Source organism: Bacillus sp. AFS053548, from assembly GCF_002575105.1.
Taxonomy (GTDB): Bacteria; Bacillota; Bacilli; order Bacillales; family Bacillaceae_G; genus Gottfriedia.
In genome coordinates, this window is record NZ_NUHI01000083.1 from 64355 (window position 1) to 81485 (window position 17131).

At 32.7% G+C, this 17131-nt stretch carries 18 protein-coding genes; 3 read left to right on the forward strand and 15 right to left on the reverse strand.

Annotation, left to right across the window (positions count from 1 at the left end):
* Nucleotides 1-55: 55 nt before the first annotated feature.
* A complete protein-coding gene (gene proC / locus CN946_RS21260) occupies nt 56-862 on the forward strand; it encodes a pyrroline-5-carboxylate reductase (RefSeq protein WP_098862911.1) in 807 nt (268 codons plus the stop codon).
* Between the two features lie 120 nt (nt 863-982).
* Here proC and tpx read toward each other — a convergent pair whose 3' ends face one another.
* The 11 genes from tpx to refZ form a co-directional block, all read right to left on the reverse strand.
* Entirely contained in the window at nt 983-1483 is a 501-nt protein-coding gene (gene tpx, locus CN946_RS21265; protein ID WP_056472180.1) for a thiol peroxidase, read from the reverse strand.
* Nucleotides 1484-1574: 91 nt separating this feature from the next.
* Nucleotides 1575-2018 carry a GerW family sporulation protein gene (gene ytfJ / locus CN946_RS21270; protein WP_098862888.1) on the reverse strand — a complete coding sequence of 148 codons (444 nt, stop codon included), beginning with the start codon at nt 2016-2018 and terminating at the stop codon, nt 1575-1577.
* A 12-nt stretch (nt 2019-2030) separates the two neighbouring features.
* Nucleotides 2031-2660, reverse strand: a complete 630-nt coding sequence (locus CN946_RS21275) for a DUF2953 domain-containing protein (RefSeq protein ID WP_098862889.1) — start codon at nt 2658-2660, stop codon at nt 2031-2033.
* A 152-nt stretch (nt 2661-2812) separates the two neighbouring features.
* Nucleotides 2813-4387 carry an amidohydrolase gene (locus CN946_RS21280; RefSeq protein WP_176547405.1) on the reverse strand — a complete coding sequence of 525 codons (1575 nt, stop codon included), beginning with the start codon at nt 4385-4387 and terminating at the stop codon, nt 2813-2815.
* Between the two features lie 110 nt (nt 4388-4497).
* Nucleotides 4498-6072: an acyl-CoA synthetase MbcS gene (gene mbcS, locus CN946_RS21285; RefSeq protein ID WP_098862891.1), complete on the reverse strand. Its 1575-nt coding sequence runs from the start codon at nt 6070-6072 to the stop codon at nt 4498-4500.
* A 224-nt stretch (nt 6073-6296) separates the two neighbouring features.
* Nucleotides 6297-7169, reverse strand: coding sequence for an aldose 1-epimerase family protein (locus tag CN946_RS21290; RefSeq protein WP_098862892.1), 873 nt, complete (start codon nt 7167-7169; stop codon nt 6297-6299).
* A 123-nt stretch (nt 7170-7292) separates the two neighbouring features.
* The gene (locus CN946_RS21295; protein WP_098862893.1) at nt 7293-7499 is read right to left on the reverse strand and encodes an alpha/beta-type small acid-soluble spore protein; all 207 of its coding nucleotides are present in this window, start codon (nt 7497-7499) and stop codon (nt 7293-7295) included.
* A gap of 81 nt (nt 7500-7580) precedes the next feature.
* On the reverse strand, nt 7581-8810 hold the full coding sequence (thiI, locus tag CN946_RS21300) for a tRNA uracil 4-sulfurtransferase ThiI (RefSeq protein WP_098862894.1): 1230 nt from the start codon (nt 8808-8810) through the stop codon (nt 7581-7583).
* A gap of 4 nt (nt 8811-8814) precedes the next feature.
* Entirely contained in the window at nt 8815-9957 is a 1143-nt protein-coding gene (locus CN946_RS21305; protein ID WP_098862895.1) for a cysteine desulfurase family protein, read from the reverse strand.
* A 78-nt stretch (nt 9958-10035) separates the two neighbouring features.
* Nucleotides 10036-11754 (reverse strand): septation ring formation regulator EzrA, encoded by a 1719-nt coding sequence (locus CN946_RS21310; RefSeq protein ID WP_098862896.1) that lies wholly within the window; start codon nt 11752-11754, stop codon nt 10036-10038.
* A gap of 256 nt (nt 11755-12010) precedes the next feature.
* Complete coding sequence (refZ, locus tag CN946_RS21315; RefSeq protein WP_098862897.1) at nt 12011-12658, reverse strand: forespore capture DNA-binding protein RefZ; 648 nt, start codon at nt 12656-12658, stop codon at nt 12011-12013.
* A 146-nt stretch (nt 12659-12804) separates the two neighbouring features.
* Between refZ and CN946_RS21320 the strand changes: the two genes are divergently transcribed.
* Both CN946_RS21320 and rpsD read left to right on the forward strand, forming a co-directional pair.
* Complete coding sequence (locus tag CN946_RS21320; RefSeq protein ID WP_098426542.1) at nt 12805-13293, forward strand: GAF domain-containing protein; 489 nt, start codon at nt 12805-12807, stop codon at nt 13291-13293.
* Between the two features lie 300 nt (nt 13294-13593).
* Nucleotides 13594-14196, forward strand: a complete 603-nt coding sequence (rpsD, locus tag CN946_RS21325) for a 30S ribosomal protein S4 (protein WP_097979126.1) — start codon at nt 13594-13596, stop codon at nt 14194-14196.
* Nucleotides 14197-14399: 203 nt separating this feature from the next.
* Here rpsD and CN946_RS23920 read toward each other — a convergent pair whose 3' ends face one another.
* The 4 genes from CN946_RS23920 to CN946_RS21340 all read right to left on the reverse strand — a co-directional run bounded on the left by CN946_RS23920 (nt 14400) and on the right by CN946_RS21340 (nt 17105).
* Nucleotides 14400-14531: a hypothetical protein gene (locus CN946_RS23920; RefSeq protein WP_286134014.1), complete on the reverse strand. Its 132-nt coding sequence runs from the start codon at nt 14529-14531 to the stop codon at nt 14400-14402.
* Between the two features lie 81 nt (nt 14532-14612).
* Complete coding sequence (locus CN946_RS21330; RefSeq protein ID WP_098862898.1) at nt 14613-15716, reverse strand: GerAB/ArcD/ProY family transporter; 1104 nt, start codon at nt 15714-15716, stop codon at nt 14613-14615.
* Between the two features lie 304 nt (nt 15717-16020).
* A complete protein-coding gene (locus CN946_RS21335; protein ID WP_286134015.1) occupies nt 16021-16392 on the reverse strand; it encodes a hypothetical protein in 372 nt (123 codons plus the stop codon).
* 131 nt (nt 16393-16523) lie between these two features.
* Nucleotides 16524-17105, reverse strand: a complete 582-nt coding sequence (locus CN946_RS21340; protein WP_098862900.1) for a YdcF family protein — start codon at nt 17103-17105, stop codon at nt 16524-16526.
* Nucleotides 17106-17131: the final 26 nt, after the last annotated feature.

A 17131-nucleotide genomic window follows, 5' to 3' on the forward strand; every position in this document is an offset into this window, starting at 1 on the left:
CCTCCTGTATAATTCAATTTATTAAATATATTGGATGTGAGAACAAATGAATAAAATGAATAAGAAGATTGGTTTTATCGGTTGCGGTAAAATGGCTCAAGCTATGATTGGTGGGTTAATTGAATCGAATGTAATTGAAAAGCATCAAATTTATGTAAGTGCAAGGTCTAATGAAACACTTGTAAAAGTAAAAGATTTATATAATGTTCACACATTAAATAGTAATATCGATTTAGCAATGCAGGTTGATTATTTGTTTTTAGCAGTTAAACCTGATTTATATCCAACTATTATAGAAGACATTAAAGAAGTTGTTTCAAGTAATACTGTGATTATTACGATTGCCGCTGGAATTACTTTAGAAGGTGTTGAGAAATCTTTCGGTAAAGAGGTTAAAATCGTTAGAACGATGCCAAATACTCCTTCGTTAGTTAGAGAGGGCATGAGTGCACTTTGTCATAATCAAGTAGTGAGCAATGAAGAGTTAAGTGAAGTGATGGAAATTTTCAATAGCTTCGGAAAATGCGAATTAGTAAATGAAAAATTAATGGATGCAATTCCTGCAGTTAGTGGGTCTTCTCCAGCTTATGTATACTTAATGATCGAAGCTTTAGCAGACGGAGCTGTATTACAAGGTATAAAGCGTGACCAGGCATATAAGTTAGCAGCCCAAGCAGTTTTAGGTGCAGCAAAGATGGTACTTGAAACGGAATTACACCCTGGGGAATTAAAAGACCAAGTTTGCACACCAGGTGGTGCAACAATAGAAGCAATTGCTGAATTAGAAAAACGAGGCTTCCGTTCATCTATTATCTCAGCTATGGAACGTTGTACTGAGAAATCAGTTTCTTTAGGTAAATGATTTTGGCAACAGTCTGATATATACACACTGAGGCATTCATATTTGTGAATGCCTTTTTAATGCAAAAAAACTGCCGAGATCTACTCGACAGCCTTTTACCTCTTAATAGAGTTATTGTTATTATTTTGCAGCTTTTACAGCTTCGATTGCTGCTTCATAGTTTGGATGAGTTGTACCTTCAGCTACATACTCAACGTAAGTAACAACATCATTTGAATCTACTACGAATACTGCACGAGCTAATAAACGTAATTCTTGCATTAAAACACCAAATGCTTCACCAAAAGATGCATCACGGTGATCAGAGTAAGTATGTACATTTTCTAAACCACTTGCAGCACACCATCTTTTTTGTGCGAATGGTAAGTCCATTGAAATTGTTAAAACTTCAACGTTTTCTACGTTTGATAATTCTTCGTTAAAACGACGAGTTTGTGCATCACAAATTCCAGTATCTACAGATGGTACTGCGCTAATTAAGCGTACTTTACCAGCTGAAGCCTCTAAAGTTACAGGGCTTAAATCATTTGCTAATACAGTAAAGCTTGGAGCTTTTTCTCCTACTTTTACTTCTTGTCCAATTAGAGTTACTGGATTGTTTTTAAATGTTACAGATGCCATGATAATTCCTCCCAAAATTACAAAATGTTCACAACATTTATCTTACTGGAAGGAAACCTTGAATGCAATTAACTTTACTTAAATTTTAAATTTAATCTAAATCTGTATCAAAAATTGCTTCATCATCAACCGAATTATCTTTTTTCTTCATATATTTTTTTGCTTTTTCAAGCGCTTGTGGCGCTAAATCCATCAGCTTTTCAATTAAATGCGTGTTTTGATCTAGGTGAAGTAGTTTTACACCATCTTTACCAACAATTAAAAAAGCAATCGGTGTGATTGATGCACCTCCACCTGTACCTCCGCCAAATGGATGTGGACTTCTTACTTCAGCTTCTTTAACACCATCTACTAAATGGTAATTTCTAAATTCACTTCCACCAGCTGCAAAGCCAACCCCTACTTTTGATACGGTTAAGATTAAGCTTCCATCTGGTGTTGAAATTGGATCACCAATAATTGTATTTACATTAATCATTGCTGATAAATTTTCCATTGCCGCGTGCATTAAGTCTCCAATAGGATGTTGACTCATTGTTAATCACCTCTAATTAGTTTCGATTGGATGTGTTGCTTTAAAGTCTTTTCTAGTTTTTAAATATGCTTTAAGTAATAATAATCCCGCAAAGACTGCCTTTCGTACCGAAAATGAAAACCTGATCTTACCTTTAGTTTCCATTACGGATGTATAATAATTGGGCGTGATATCGATCGTTGGCGGATGATGTAATATCGTAAATTTCTTTAATAAATTTTCAAAAATTCCGATCGCACTATAAGCTGTTCCAATTGATATACCTGTTAAAGCAGAATTTCCGACACCGAAATGAATATGATAAGTTAAATTGTAAATTTGTACAGTGTTTAAAAATTTTGTAATGATAGTATGTCCGTTGGAGTATAAATTTATGAAAAAATCAATTTGTTGAAAGACAGACAAATCCCTTTTTTTCTCTAAATCTGATACGTCCTCCTTTACCTCTTTCGGTCTCTTTAAAGGAATCGTAAAGGTGAAATGCAATAGGTTGTTCAAGATAGACAGTTTAATATTCATAAATCGTTCTTCATTTGTATAAACGGATAAAATATTGACTTTCATATTTATAAAAAGGACGAAAATGATTAACAGTAAAACAACGATTGCAATAAAAATTAGAATAGAGTATAAGTAAAGCAAAAAATCACCCTTTTTTGTATCAGTATGGGCAAACCAACTTCTGGATAAACAAAAAGAATGGTAAAATTACATACCATTCTTTTCGAGTAGAAATATATAAGATTTTTGAACTTCATAAATTCTAGGACACACTCACCTGTCCTTTTCTTAACTTACTCATGTCTTTTATAGACAATATTTCCTCGGCAAATAGTTTCACTGCATTTAACATACAGTAGATCATCTTTTTCTAACTCAAATGGATTTTCATCAAATAAAATAAAGTCAGCAGAATATCCTTCTTTTATGAGACCTCTTTTATCTTCTTGACGAATTGACGTCGCACTATCAATCGTATATAGTTTTATTGCTTCATAAAGGCTAATTGCTTCATCGATATTATAAGCTATCTGGTCCTTTGCTTTTCGGGTAACCGCTGTATATATTCCTTGCCATGGATTAATTGTATCAATCGGTGTATCTGAACCATTTGCAATAGCGATTGATTCATTTAGCAGTGTTTTAATTAAATATGCATATTCATTTCGGCTTTGACCAATACGTTCTACTAGCCATGGATAATCGGCATATATAAATGAGGTTTGTACATCTACAACGATGTTTAGTTCTTTCATTTCTTCAATTAATTTTGGAGATAAAAGTGCACAATGTATAAATCGATCAGGTAGCTGAGTTTGATTAGGATATTTTTTAACAACATCAATGGCTTGCTTAACAGCTAGATCTCCAATCATATGAAATGCTATTGGCAATTCATTTTCACGTGCTTTTTTTGTAATTACTTCTAATTTATCTGAAGAAGTCACTTGTAATCCTTTTATGCTTTGATCGTCGTCATAAGGTTTTTCTAACAGTGCAGTCCGACCACCAAATGAACCATCAATAAATGCTTTTACGCCTCCAAATGATACATTCTTATTACCTTTATGTAATCTTCCTTTGACTTCATCCAAAGTCGTATGATGAATTAAAACATGAGTATGAAATGGAACTTCATTTAACAATTGCTCATATAAATCTATCACTAAATTTGCGTTTCCATAATAGGATAAATCCTCTGTTACAGCTCCAACAATACCGTATTGATAACAATCTCTAATAGCGGAAATGATTGCCTTTGACAAATACTGATCGTTAGGTGCCGGCATCGCTTTAATGATTAAATTGACAGCTTCATCATATAATAATCCGTTTAAACGACCATCCTCAAAGCAGCCAATTTGTCCTCCTTCGATTTGCATATGTTCATTTATTGCTGCATGACTAAGTGCAAGAGAATTTACAAAGTAGACATGTCTACAAGTTCTTTTTAATACAAGTGGATTTTTGCTTGATAAACTATTTAAATCGTCAATGCAGAGTACTGCTTTTGCTTCCCATTCATTTTCATTCCATCCTTCCCCAACAATCCACTCATTTGGGTTCGCGTCCTTTACAACTTTTTTCATTCGATCAAGCATCTCGTCATATGATTGACACTTTGACAAATCTACTCGATTCATCGCTTCTCCATGACCAATTAAATGTAAATGACTATCAATAAAACCTGGAAAACCGATTTTTCCGTTACAATTAATTTTCTCAAATTGTTCACCGTCTAAAAAAGAAAGCAAAGCTTCATATGTTCCTGTTTTCAAAATTTGTTCATCTTCAGTAATGATTGAGTCTACCGTTTCCCCTTCACTTTCCATTGTATAAAATAAACCATTATGCCAAAGCTTCTTCATTTCATTCCACCATCCGTTCATTAAATAGATTCGTTTATTATTTCGCAAGATAAATTGTCCCAAAATCAAAAAAAGAGGGAATTTTCCCTCATTTTAACATAAGTAATTATTTAATTCGATTCACGTAATTGCTCCATTGCACGTAATTCTACTCGGCGAATTTTACCAGAAGTTGTTTTTGGTAGCTCTTGGACAAATTCAATTTTACGTGGATATTTATATGGAGCAGTAATTTTTTTCACGTGTTCTTGTAGTTCAGATACTAAGTCATCTTGATTTGTAGCATTTTCCGTCAAAACAACAAATGCTTTAACAACATTACCACGTAATGAATCTGGACTAGCAACAACCGCACATTCTTTTACAAGCTTATGTTGTACTAACGCATCCTCTATCTCAAAAGGACCAATTGTATAACCAGAACTAATAATTATGTCGTCACTACGTCCATCAAACCAATAGTAGCCATCTTCATCTTTTTTAGCTCGGTCACCCGTTAAATAGTACTCACCTTTTCTTTGCGCTTTTGTACGTTCCATATCATTATAATAATGTTTAAACAATGCTGGAGAGCTTAAATGGACTGCGATATGCCCCACTTCATTAACCCCGATTGGATTTCCTTCATCATCAACGATTTCAACTAAGTTTCCTGGTGTTGGAATACCCATTGAACCTACTTTTGCTTTAATATCCTTCATCGTTCCGATTAATAATGTATTTTCAGTTTGTCCATAACCATCTCTTACATCAACATTGAAATGCTTTTTGAATGTACGGATTACTTCTTGATTTAAAGGCTCTCCTGCTGACACAGCACTTCTTAGTGTAGGTAATTGATATTGATCTAGATTTTCAACCTTTGCCATAAATCGGTATTCGGTTGGCGTACTACAAAATACTGATATATTTTGCTCCTTAAGTAATGTTAGGAAAGTATCTGCATCAAATTTCCCTTCATAAAAGAACCCTGTTGCCCCACTGCCCAATGTCGCTAAAAATGGACTCCAAATCCACTTTTGCCATCCTGGACCTGCAGTTGCCCATACAGTATCATCTTCTGTCACATCCAGCCAATTCGAAGCAACTGTACGAATATGTGCATAGCCCCAACTGTGAGTGTGTACAACGCCTTTAGGATTGCCTGTCGTTCCTGATGTATATGAAATAAACGCCAAGTCATCACTTTTTGTTTCCACAGTTAATACATGTGCCCCACTAATAGCTTGGTCATTTAATGAAGTCCACACGTTTTGTTGATTATGAATAGTAAATAATTTATATTTACCAGTTTTAGCAATATCGCTAAAAGTACCTATATATTCATCATGCGATACAATCGCTTTTACTTCACTATGTTCAAGACGGTATTGAATATCCTTAACCTTCAACATTTCAGATCCTGGGATTACAACACATCCAATTTTTAAAATAGCTAAATAAACTACATAAGTCTCAATACATCTTGGCATCATGACAAAAAGTTTGTCCCCTTTTTCGATGCCACTATTTTTAAATGTAAAAGCATATTGGTGAACTTTATTATAAAGTTCCTTATATGTTAATTGATGGGATTCTCCATTTAGGTCAACCCACTTTAACGCCACTTTATCAGTTGAAGCAAATTTTTCAATTTCCCAAACGAGATTATATACTTTTGGAGCGATTAGACTTGTACTGTTCATCTTAGTTAGTCCCCCTTTTGATCATTACTAAAATTATATTTCGAATTTTGCAAAATAGAATATTAATGGTTTCGTTAATTGTATAGTCAATTCCTGCTATTTTTCGACTATTTTTCAGAAAATTTAAACAAAAAATCACAAAAAAAATAAACTACCTAAAAAGGATAGTTTATTTAATCAAAATAGCGAGTTCTAAACTCCTCTTCACTTACCTTTATCTTAAATCAATCACTTTCAACTGTAATACTGTATGTACAAGTAAAAGTTTCACTTGGATTTAGCATTTGAATACCAAGTCTATTTTTCATTTCTTTTATTGGGCCGATTTCATCTGCAATTCCATACCAAGGTTCAATACATAGAAAAGGTGCTGTTTGTGTAGTCCATATTCCAACGTATGGAAACCCTTCGAAATGAACTTTGATCGTATTACTATGATTTTTCGAACGAATTGACAGCACGTTTTTATTAAGTTTTTCAAAAATTAATGCATCATCCTTAAATAATTCACGAGTTAATGGTAAGTTTTTAATATTTTGACCGATTAGTTCTCTTTTACCACTTCGATATGGTCCTTCTAATTTAATTGTTTCTAATCTTTCTTCCTCTTCAAACTGTAAGTAATAATCCTCAAAGGTATCATCTTCCTTCAGAGGTATGTTAAACGCTGGATGAGCCCCTATTGAAAATGGCATTGATTTTTGATCATTATTCGTCACAACATATTTAATAAAAACTGTATTGTTCTTAATCTTATAATTAATAGTTAATGAAAATTGAAATGGATATTTTAAAAGCGTTTGTTCACTACTGATTAACTCATAGTTGATATTTTCTTCTTTCATTTCAGTTAATTGAAAATCCATATCTCTTGCAAAACCATGTTGAGAAAGCTCATAGACTTTATTATCCACTTTATATTGATTATCAATTAATTTACCAACATTCGGAAATAGAACAGGTGCATGTCTCCCCCAATAAGCTGGGTCAGCACTCCATAAATAATTTATATTATCTTTTTTTGTATAGATACCCGTCAACTCTGCTCCCTGTGATTTAGTTGTAATTTTAATAAATTCATTTTCAATATATGACATGAACAGGTCTCTCCTTTAATTTATTCCCTCTATTATAACAAAGTTATTCTTAAATATTAAATCAACAAAAAGAAAAGAGGTAGGTTTTACCCTACCTCTTAATCCATAATTATTTAAATTTTATTATCTAGAATATCCACCAAGGCTTTGTTCAGCCATTTGTACTAAACGCTTTGTGATTTCACCACCAACAGAACCATTCGCACGAGAAGTTGTATCAGGGCCAAGGTTTACACCAAATTCTGTAGCGATTTCATACTTCATTTGGTTTAAAGCAGACTCAGCACCAGCCACTACTAATTGATTGCTATCTGAATTATTTCTTGACATGTGTTGTCACCTCCTTGTGAGTATAGAGTGTGATAAAACACATATCTTCATTCATATTTCTACTGGTAATTTTTAGTAATTTTATAAAAGTGCGTCGATATCGATTTCTTCTTCTTTTTTTGACGATTGATTTCGAATCATTTCGTTCTCAAAAATGATTGATTCTCTATTAACCACAGCTTCATTTATTAGTTCTGTAAAGTCAAAACGACTCTCGTAACGAGCCACTTTATCACGTTTTGGTTTTGTAGTTGGATTAGCTGGAGTAAAAATTGTACAGCAATCCTCATAAGGTCTAATACTGATATCATACGTATCAATTTTTTTAGCAATATCCATGATCTCTAATTTATCCATAGCTAATAGTGGTCTTAAAACTGGATAATTAGTTACTTCATTGATTGTATGCATACTTTCCAATGTTTGGCTTGCCACTTGACCTAAACTTTCGCCAGTTGCTAAAGCAAGTGCTTTTCGATCAACAGAAACTCCCTCAGCAATTCTAAGCATAACGCGTCTCATGATTGTCATTGTGTAGCTTGCAGGCATTTCTTTATGAATTGCTTTTTGAATTTCAGTAAATGGTATAACATGTAAAGTCACTCGTCTACAATATCTAGTTAGTTTACTTGCTAAATCAATTACTTTTTGTTTTGCACGATCACTCGTAAAAGGAGGACTTTCAAAATGAATCGCTTCTATTGACACGCCTCGTTTTAACAACATGTACGCTGCTACTGGACTATCGATTCCTCCAGATAGTAATAACATAACTTTTCCGCCAACTCCAACCGGATAGCCACCTGCACCGTATTCTTCTCCACAAGTAATATAAGTAGCATCATCACGCACTTCTACTCGAACAGCTACATCTGGCTGATGAACATCTACAGTTAAATGTTCTGTATTTTGAAGAATATACCCACCTAGCTCGCGATTTAACTGTGGCGTGTTTAATGGGAATTGTTTATAACTACGTTGAACGTTTACTTTAAACGTTTTAACACTATCACCAAGCTCGTTAATAGCTTCAAGAGCACCTTTTTTAATTGCACCTAATTCAGTATCAACTTTTCTAGCATAACTAAACGTATGAATTCCGAAAACTTCTTTTAGGTTGGCAGCAACCTTCTCATGGTCTTCACCATTTAATTTTATATACATACGATCACGCGTTGCTGTGATTTTAATTTTTTCAAAAGCTTTTAATCGATTTCGAACATTTTCTCTTAATATACTTGTAAATCGACCTCGATTTTTTCCTTTTGTAGTCATTTCTCCATAACGAATTAAAATATATTCTACATTCATGCTGTTACCCCATTACTATATATAAATTTTTAATTACTTCTTTAATTATTTTGTTAAACTGCTTAACTTCACTCATTGTATTTTCATAAGAAATACTTATTCTGACAGCACTACTTGCTACTTTTTCGCTCTTACCCATACTTTGTAATACACGGCTTATCTCAAAAGTTTTAGAAGAACATGCTGATTTTGTAGAAATAAAAACATTTTCTTCAGATAGAGCATGGACAATTACCTCAGGCTTTAATCCTACAAATGAAATATTTATTATATGAGGAGCAAAATCTGATTGTGGTGAGTTCAACACAGTGAAGTCCATCATTTCTAAATGTTGAATGAGTTCATTTCTCATGTTATATAAGTGATCATTCATTGTTTTTTGTTTTTCTAGCGTGATTCTTAACGCTTTTGCCATCGAAACAATTCCTGCTAGATTTTCCGTACCTGAACGAATCTCTCTTTCCTGTGAACCACCTGTCATTAAAGATGATAATGTTACACCTTCTCTAATATATAAAATTCCAGTTCCTTTTACACTATGAAATTTATGACCAGAAATAGATAATAAATCGATCGCAGCTTGTTTAATATTTAATGGTACTTTCCCTACCCCTTGAACAGCGTCAACATGGAAAAATACTTTTGGATAATCCGTTAATAATCGACCAATTTCAGCTATCGGTTGAATTGCTCCTGTTTCATTATTAACATGAATGACAGAAACTAAAATCGTATCATCTCTTAACGCATTTTTTAATTCGCCAACAGAAATAAACCCATCTTCGTTTGGGGATAAGTAGGTTACTTCAAATCCTAGATCCTCTAATTGTTTATAAGCTTCATAAATTGACGGATGTTCAATTTCAGTCGTAATTAAATGCTTACCTCTTGAACGATGCATCATGGCAGTTCCTTTTATTGCTAAATTATTCCCCTCTGTTCCACCTGATGTAAAGATGATCTCTGATGGTTGAACTGATAAAAGCTCTGCAATTTGGTTTCTAGCTTTTGAGAGTAATTGCTCTGAGCGTCCACCTAGCTTATGAATCGAAGAGGGATTTCCAAAAAACTGGTCCGAAACAGTAATATATGTGTCTAATACCTCTTTATAAGGTTTAGTAGTCGCGCTATTATCAAAATAAATCATATTTTTTCCGTACCTCCATATTGCTTGAGCCCATTTTTCATTATATCTGAAAACAGACGAAACCCCTAAGATTTACATCTATAGGGGTAGTGTGTACTTTTGTTCATTTAGTATTTCTTGTAATTTATCGATTGCACCAGGTTCAATTTTTTCAATTGAAACGGCAGCTTCTTCTAGAGCTTCGTTATATTGAAATTCTCTAAATAATTGCTCTGCCTTGTCCATTGACGTTGCCATTTGTACATTTTTACTTCTATAGCGATTTCCATATTGTATCACTTTTTCTACGAAATATCCTTGTTCAATCATATATTTCGTATCATTATAGCATTCATTTACAGCAGTTGCTGCTTTTTCTAGTAAAAATGATACATGCGTCATTTTTAATGGCTTTTTCTCTAATTCCAAATAAACAATTTGCATATTTTCTTGAGCATCTTGTATTTGTTTCATAGAAGAAACTGGCATACCAGGTAAATTAGAAATTTGAACAAGACGTTTGACCTCTAACATTAATCGTTTCATTTCAATTAATTGATCACGAGCTTGTAATTCATCTTTTCGAAGTGCTTTTAGCATTTCAACATACATCAAATGAGATTCTTTAACATCTTCCATTTGCTTTTTTAGTAAATCTAATTCTTCTCTTATTACAGAAAAAGCAAGGTCTTGTTCTGCTACACGAATCTGCAATAATTCAAAGCGTTTTGTAATGATACTTACTTGCTTTTCAACCATTTTTTGTGCTTGAGTATCTTCATCACTTAATTCATAAATTTGCTGAACTAATTGAGTTTCTTCTTTTGTTTTTAAATTATCTTCACGAATACTTTGAATTTCTTCTTGGGAAGTCCATATTTCTTTTTCTACTACAAATTTACTCTCTACTTCTTTTTCTAATAAATCATAGATCGAATCGACTTTTGCTTTCACAAATTCAAGCTTGTCATTCGCTTCTGTGATTTCTAGTTTTTTAATTAATTCGACACAGTCGATACATATTTTAGAACAATCGATTGTTTCATTTTCTAATGCTTCAAAATCAAGCGCATATCCTTCTGCTTTCATTTGCTTTAAACCATCAGTTAAATTATGTATTTGAGAGGGCATTGTAGTAGAAGATTCAATATATATATCCGGTATGATTTGCATATTTGTTTTCAGTATATATACTTGATCAGCAATTTCCTTTACTAAGCCTCTTGCTTCTAAATAGTTTCCTTTTTCAGTTGTTTCATTAAAAAATTGGATTTGTTGCTTGATGTCATCCATTTTTTGTTCCAACTGAGTTTCAGAAATTGAATATAGATGACGATGAGTTAATAAAAGCTTTCTTTGCTCAAGATACTCTTGGTTTAACATTTCAATATCCGAATTATTTTGTTCTTCACTACCTACTAGGTCGCTTACCTCATTTAGAATTTTTTCGATGCTTGATTCTGCTTCAGTTAGACTTTCCTCAATTTCACTAATCCCTGCTTTAGCTTTCATGAAATGATATTTATTGATTGCCTCATCTATTACTGAGATGGAATCAGTTACTTTCGGTAAAAAAGTTGTAACTAGTTCATCCCAATCGGTTCTCCATTTATCAAAAAGCTCTTCCGTTTGGCCGGTCATATTTAAGGCCTTTAGCTTTGAAAGTTCATCCGTAACAGGCTTACTCATTAACTGCATTCTCCACGCTTCAAGTTCATCGAGTTTTTTGAATAAACGTTGTCGAATTGTTAAGGCTACAATCATTAATGCGATAACAATAGCTATTACGACTAAAATTACATAGAATGTCATTGTCATTTTCCCTGATGTACCTCCTTTTACTGCTATCTGAATCTATTTATTTGTACGTTATTTTTTGAATTAATAAATCGCTCTTTATTTAGGTCATAGTTAATAATAACATGATAAAGTTGATTTTTGGCTTAATTTTTTCAATTTTTTCATATTTTTATCAAACTATAATAAATACTGTAAAAGCTTGTAGAAATTTCAGATTTTCAAACAACGAAAAACGCCTTTTCATTGTGATTTTCACAATGAAAAAGGCGAACTTTTAGGATGAAAGTTCTACTCGACTAACTAGTCTCTCATCCATATCGAATAGTGATTCGATCCACTTCTCTACATACTCTTTATATCTTTCAAAAAAATACATATCATTTTGCTGTATATACAATACTTCATTTAAATAGCCTGGAAATAAGTACGGTGTTGAAAGGAAGGATTTTAATTGGACGAAAAAGACTGAAAATGGCATTGTTAGTTTCGCATTAGACACACGAATAGCATCATAAATTTGCGTAAAAGTATAACGCTCTCTTGCTAAATAGGTCATCATAATTTCACGAATAAAGACAGAGTCGATTGTCAGCTCTCTGTAAAAAATCGAAGCATATTCCTTTTTTAAAAAGTAATAATTAAGTACTTCTCCAACAAGGTTCATTAAAATTAAATTTGCGTTTTCATCATACAATGGCAAGCAATGTTTATCTAAAATTTCAACGTATCCTTCTAAAAAATCTACTATGATATGTTCAAGTAAACCTTGTTTACCTTTAAAATAATATGAAATCGTCGCAATATTTACATTTGCTTTTTTTGAAATATCCCTTACTGAAGTACCATGGTATCCATTAATTTTAAATAACGTAAGCGCTGTCTCGATGACTTTCTTCTTTGTTGCAAGTTTATCTTGCTCCATACTCGTCACCCTCTTTTACAACATCAATTCCTTTATTAATTAGCGAAATACTGATAAAATCCTCTACAAATCGGTCGACAAAATTACCAGTATTCTTTCGAAATATGCTATGATATTTCACATGAAATAGGGAAAGGGGTCTACAAATGTTTCAAAAAGTCGAATATTCAGGTACAAAAGAACAACAATATAATACTCTAACAGCTCAAGTTAAAGCTTTAATAGATGGTGAACATAACCTAATTGCTAATTTAGCAAATACATCTGCCTTATTAAATCAGTTTTTACACCAAATAAATTGGGTTGGATTTTATTTAAAAGATGGAGATCGCAATGAATTAGTTTTAGGCCCATTTGTAGGTCTTCCTGCGTGTGTACGTATACCATACGGTAAGGGAGTTTGCGGTACATCTGCTCAAACAAAAACAGTTCAAAGAATCGATAATGTTCACGACTTCCCTGGCCACATCGCTTGTGATGCTGCATCAAATTCAGAAATCGTTATTCCTTTAATGCATAATGATGAAGTAATTGGAGTATTAGATATCGATAGTCCGGAATTCAATCGTTTTGATGAAACGGATCAAAAATACCTTCAAGCAATCGTAAATTTAATTGAAGAAACAATTAGATAAGAAAATTTGATTTCAAAAGGAATCCTTTATTGGATTTCTTTTTTCTTCTTTTTATAAAAACTAAAAACAGAACTGCCCTTGACTATTTTATACTATCTGGTTATAATATTCTTTGTGTAAAATAACGCAGCGTTGTAAGCACAGGCTTGATATTTATTTTGTTCCTCTACTATTTAAGAGGTGTCATCGCGTAACTCTGGCTGCTGGAGCGAGGATACATGAAAGCAAAATAAACAAACTGGGGCTACACGAACGTTTTTATTTTACTCCAAAATAAAAACTAAAAGGAGGAGACAATCAATGTCTCGTTATACAGGATCTACTTGGAAATTATCTCGCCGTTTAGGCATTTCATTAAGCGGAACAGGTAAAGAATTAGAAAAACGCCCTTACGCACCAGGTCAACACGGACCTAACCAACGTAAAAAATTATCAGAATACGGTTTACAATTACAAGAGAAGCAAAAGCTTCGTCACATGTTTGGTGTTAATGAGCGCCAATTCCGTCGTACTTTTGATATCGCTGGTAAATTAGCTGGTAAACACGGTGAAAACTTCATGATCTTATTAGAAACTCGTTTAGACAACGTAGTTTACCGTATGGGTCTTGCTCGTACTCGTCGTGCTGCTCGTCAATTAGTTAACCACGGTCACATCTTAGTTGATGGCAAACGTGTAGACATCCCATCTTTCCGTGTGAAAATTGGCCAAACTATCAGCTTACGTGAAAAATCACAAAACTTAGCTGTAGTTAAAGAAGCTGTTGAAGTTAACAACTTTGTACCTGAGTACATCACTTTCAACGCTGACAAATTAGAAGGTACTTTCAACCGCTTACCAGAGCGTTCTGAATTACCAGCTGAAATCAACGAAGCTCTTATCGTTGAATTCTACAACCGTTAATCAAAATGCTATGTAAATAGCATTTATAAAATCCCTAGAAACGTTGGTATATCAACACTTCTAGGGATTTTTATTTTGTCTCTTTTGAACTATGTGATCTACCCATGTAGCAGGAGTGGAGTCAGTTCCTGTTGTATCACATCTTATCGTTACATCGTTGCGTTTTGTAATACTAACTGTAAACGTATTGGAGATTGCTGTTCCTATCTACTTCCTTTAGAAAGTAGTTCCTTCAATGCTGCATTCATTACTTTAACCATGTTCAGCATATGTACAAGAGACATTTTTTTCTGTTTAGCTGGTTGTTTACCAATAACTTCTTCTAAACTTGGCATTTTTTCTACTAGCTGCCATACTTCCAAATGTTAAACGATGTCTAACATTTGGGGTACACTTCAAAATCCAGGGATTTTCTTTTATAAGGCTGGGTATTTTAGTTTCCTTTTTATTAGCACTATTAGTATTAAACAAATTGGGATAATAATTTGAAGAGGTATGTGTAGTAAAAAGGGGACAACATCACTTGCTTCATTACGTAATGCAACATAATTTGTTGTCATCCACATTGAACAAACTAACATTATAACTGAAGTAGGATAAACTAATTCCTTACTTTCCTTAATGCCAAATAAATCTGCTGCTCCTGACACCGCACAATAGAAATATATAGTAATCTTCACGAAATAATTACATACCGAAACCACTATAATAAAGGTATCCATTCTTTGAACAAAATTAGCAATATTTATATAACTAACAGCTGTAAGAAGTGGGTATATCGTTCTTTCTATTTCAGAAACACCCAATATGGAAGTATTTAACATTGAAAGTAAAGTCAATATCAGCCCAGAAAATAGAAATGATGTTATTCCTACTTTTACTACTTTCTTTTGTTTATTTAAATATGGCAAAATCATAGTAAATGTAAATATCTCACCAAAAGGATTTGCAATTAATATCGGAGTTGCCTTTAAAACTGGTTTCCATCCACTTTCTAATACAGGTCTTAAATTATTAATATTGATTAAGCCAGAAATAATTTCTAATCCACTAATTATAAAAATAAGAAACATTATAAATAAAAAAATAAATTCATTCGCACGTGCAAATACTTCAATTCCTTTATGACTTGCATATATGACTGCAATCATCATTAATATTCCGATTGAAATATGTGATGAAGCATTGTAAAGAGTAATCACCATTAACTCCTCAAAATTACGCAAAACGCGTGCACCTATATAAATAAAATATAATATATAGATAAGTGCTAACAGTTTTCCAACATATTTACCTAAAATATGCTGTATATATTTTGTAAATGGTTCATCAGGAAAAAATGAATATAACTTTATATATACAAGAAATAATAGACACCCCACAGTAAGTCCTAATAATAAACTCATCCATGCATCTTGCTTGGCTAAAAAATAGATTTCAATTGGCGGCGATGTACCATTAATAAACATAAAAATCATACATAATAATTGAAAACCACTTACTTTTAATTTACGATTCATTATATTACCTTCATTTAATACTTACTTCCTCTATTTTCTTTTTTTAAAACATGTTTATTTTTACCATTTAGATTCTAAATTATGATTTGTATTACATAAATACCCTGTATCGATAATGGATACAGAAACATGCCCTGTACAATACTTAGGTCCAATCCTCTCTATCAGCGTAATTAAAACTACGTGTTCACTTAAAATTTGATCGTGGGTTTTTTTATTATTTTACACAATAAAAAAAGCCCTCGACTTTACTCGAAGGGCTACTTATGCGGAAATGAGAGGTGTATTAAAATAAACTTTTATATTATTTTAATTTCACTACCGCTAAGTCATGTTGCAGTGCATTATTACCTTCTTGAGGATCAAATGCAATGTCACTAAGTCCAAATACATTTACTACAACATCACGATCTTTAGGGTGATGAATTCTTACTTCATAAGCGAATAGATTTGCTGGAAGTTGGAAAGATCTAAATGTTCTATATTGATTTGGTGGAATTGATACAGTAGTCGGGTCAGCCATAGGAAGAATCACTGGTGAACCGCTAGACCAGTCAAACATTAAAACACTTACAGTACGAGAGTCATCCGGGTCAACATTAACTGCTTCAACTGTTAAAAACTGAGTATCTGAATGTCTTCTTAATACGCCAGTTGATAAAAATTTTGACGACATCAATGTCACTCCTTTCATATTATTTGGACAAGCAAATCCATATAATATAAAATGTTTCAATCAGTAGAAATGAAACGGACATTGGTACAATTTAAAAGTTAGTTTTTTTTAAAATGATAAATTGCCTAAAACTAAATTTGTTTATAATAAGTTGCTTTTAAAATGGATAAACATTCTCTAAAGTATGCTGACGGTATAATTACTTTTGGTGTTTTTGCAGGAAGACCGACTACGTTTAACCCTTGTTTTTTAGCCAATTTTAAAGATCTAAATAAATGATAATCATTTGAAACAATGACTCCTTGAGCTTGATCATTGTTAATAAGTTTTTTGGAGAATTTCATATTTTCGTATGTATTTGTTGATAAATCTTCTTTAATGATTCTATCTTCTTCAATTCCTAATTTGATTAATTCAATTCTCATACATTCAGCTTCCGATATCAATTCATCGTTTCCTTTTCCACCTGAAACAATAATTTTTGCTCTTTTATTTTCCTTAGCATATTTAGCTGCTGTTTCAATTCGATAACGTAAAGCTCTAGTTGGCTTATCCTTTTTCAAACCAGCACCTAACACAATGACATAATCGGCGTTTTTAGGTATTTTATGCTGATATTGCAAAAAGCTATTTACGCCGATAAAAACGATACAGAATACATAACTTAGTATCCCAATAATTATTGTATATGTAATTATTTTAAAAAAGCTCATTTCCTTTATCCCCTTAAATAAAATTA

What these genes read in the sequence shown, in the direction of transcription:
- CN946_RS21340 (WP_098862900.1), bottom strand. Translation starts at nt 17,105, where the DNA reads ATGAGCTTTTTTAAAATAATTACATATACAATAATTATTGGGATACTA.
- thiI (WP_098862894.1), bottom strand. Translation starts at nt 8,810, where the DNA reads ATGAATGTAGAATATATTTTAATTCGTTATGGAGAAATGACTACAAAA.
- CN946_RS21290 (WP_098862892.1), bottom strand. Translation starts at nt 7,169, where the DNA reads ATGTCATATATTGAAAATGAATTTATTAAAATTACAACTAAATCACAG.
- CN946_RS21320 (WP_098426542.1), top strand. Translation starts at nt 12,805, where the DNA reads ATGTTTCAAAAAGTCGAATATTCAGGTACAAAAGAACAACAATATAAT.
- CN946_RS23920 (WP_286134014.1), bottom strand. Translation starts at nt 14,531, where the DNA reads ATGCCAAGTTTAGAAGAAGTTATTGGTAAACAACCAGCTAAACAGAAA.
- refZ (WP_098862897.1), bottom strand. Translation starts at nt 12,658, where the DNA reads ATGGAGCAAGATAAACTTGCAACAAAGAAGAAAGTCATCGAGACAGCG.
- ytfJ (WP_098862888.1), bottom strand. Translation starts at nt 2,018, where the DNA reads ATGAGTCAACATCCTATTGGAGACTTAATGCACGCGGCAATGGAAAAT.
- proC (WP_098862911.1), top strand. Translation starts at nt 56, where the DNA reads ATGAATAAGAAGATTGGTTTTATCGGTTGCGGTAAAATGGCTCAAGCT.
- CN946_RS21295 (WP_098862893.1), bottom strand. Translation starts at nt 7,499, where the DNA reads ATGTCAAGAAATAATTCAGATAGCAATCAATTAGTAGTGGCTGGTGCT.
- CN946_RS21335 (WP_286134015.1), bottom strand. Translation starts at nt 16,392, where the DNA reads ATGTCGTCAAAATTTTTATCAACTGGCGTATTAAGAAGACATTCAGAT.
- CN946_RS21280 (WP_176547405.1), bottom strand. Translation starts at nt 4,387, where the DNA reads ATGAAGAAGCTTTGGCATAATGGTTTATTTTATACAATGGAAAGTGAA.
- tpx (WP_056472180.1), bottom strand. Translation starts at nt 1,483, where the DNA reads ATGGCATCTGTAACATTTAAAAACAATCCAGTAACTCTAATTGGACAA.
- CN946_RS21305 (WP_098862895.1), bottom strand. Translation starts at nt 9,957, where the DNA reads ATGATTTATTTTGATAATAGCGCGACTACTAAACCTTATAAAGAGGTA.
- CN946_RS21330 (WP_098862898.1), bottom strand. Translation starts at nt 15,716, where the DNA reads ATGAATCGTAAATTAAAAGTAAGTGGTTTTCAATTATTATGTATGATT.
- mbcS (WP_098862891.1), bottom strand. Translation starts at nt 6,072, where the DNA reads ATGAACAGTACAAGTCTAATCGCTCCAAAAGTATATAATCTCGTTTGG.
- rpsD (WP_097979126.1), top strand. Translation starts at nt 13,594, where the DNA reads ATGTCTCGTTATACAGGATCTACTTGGAAATTATCTCGCCGTTTAGGC.
- CN946_RS21310 (WP_098862896.1), bottom strand. Translation starts at nt 11,754, where the DNA reads ATGACAATGACATTCTATGTAATTTTAGTCGTAATAGCTATTGTTATC.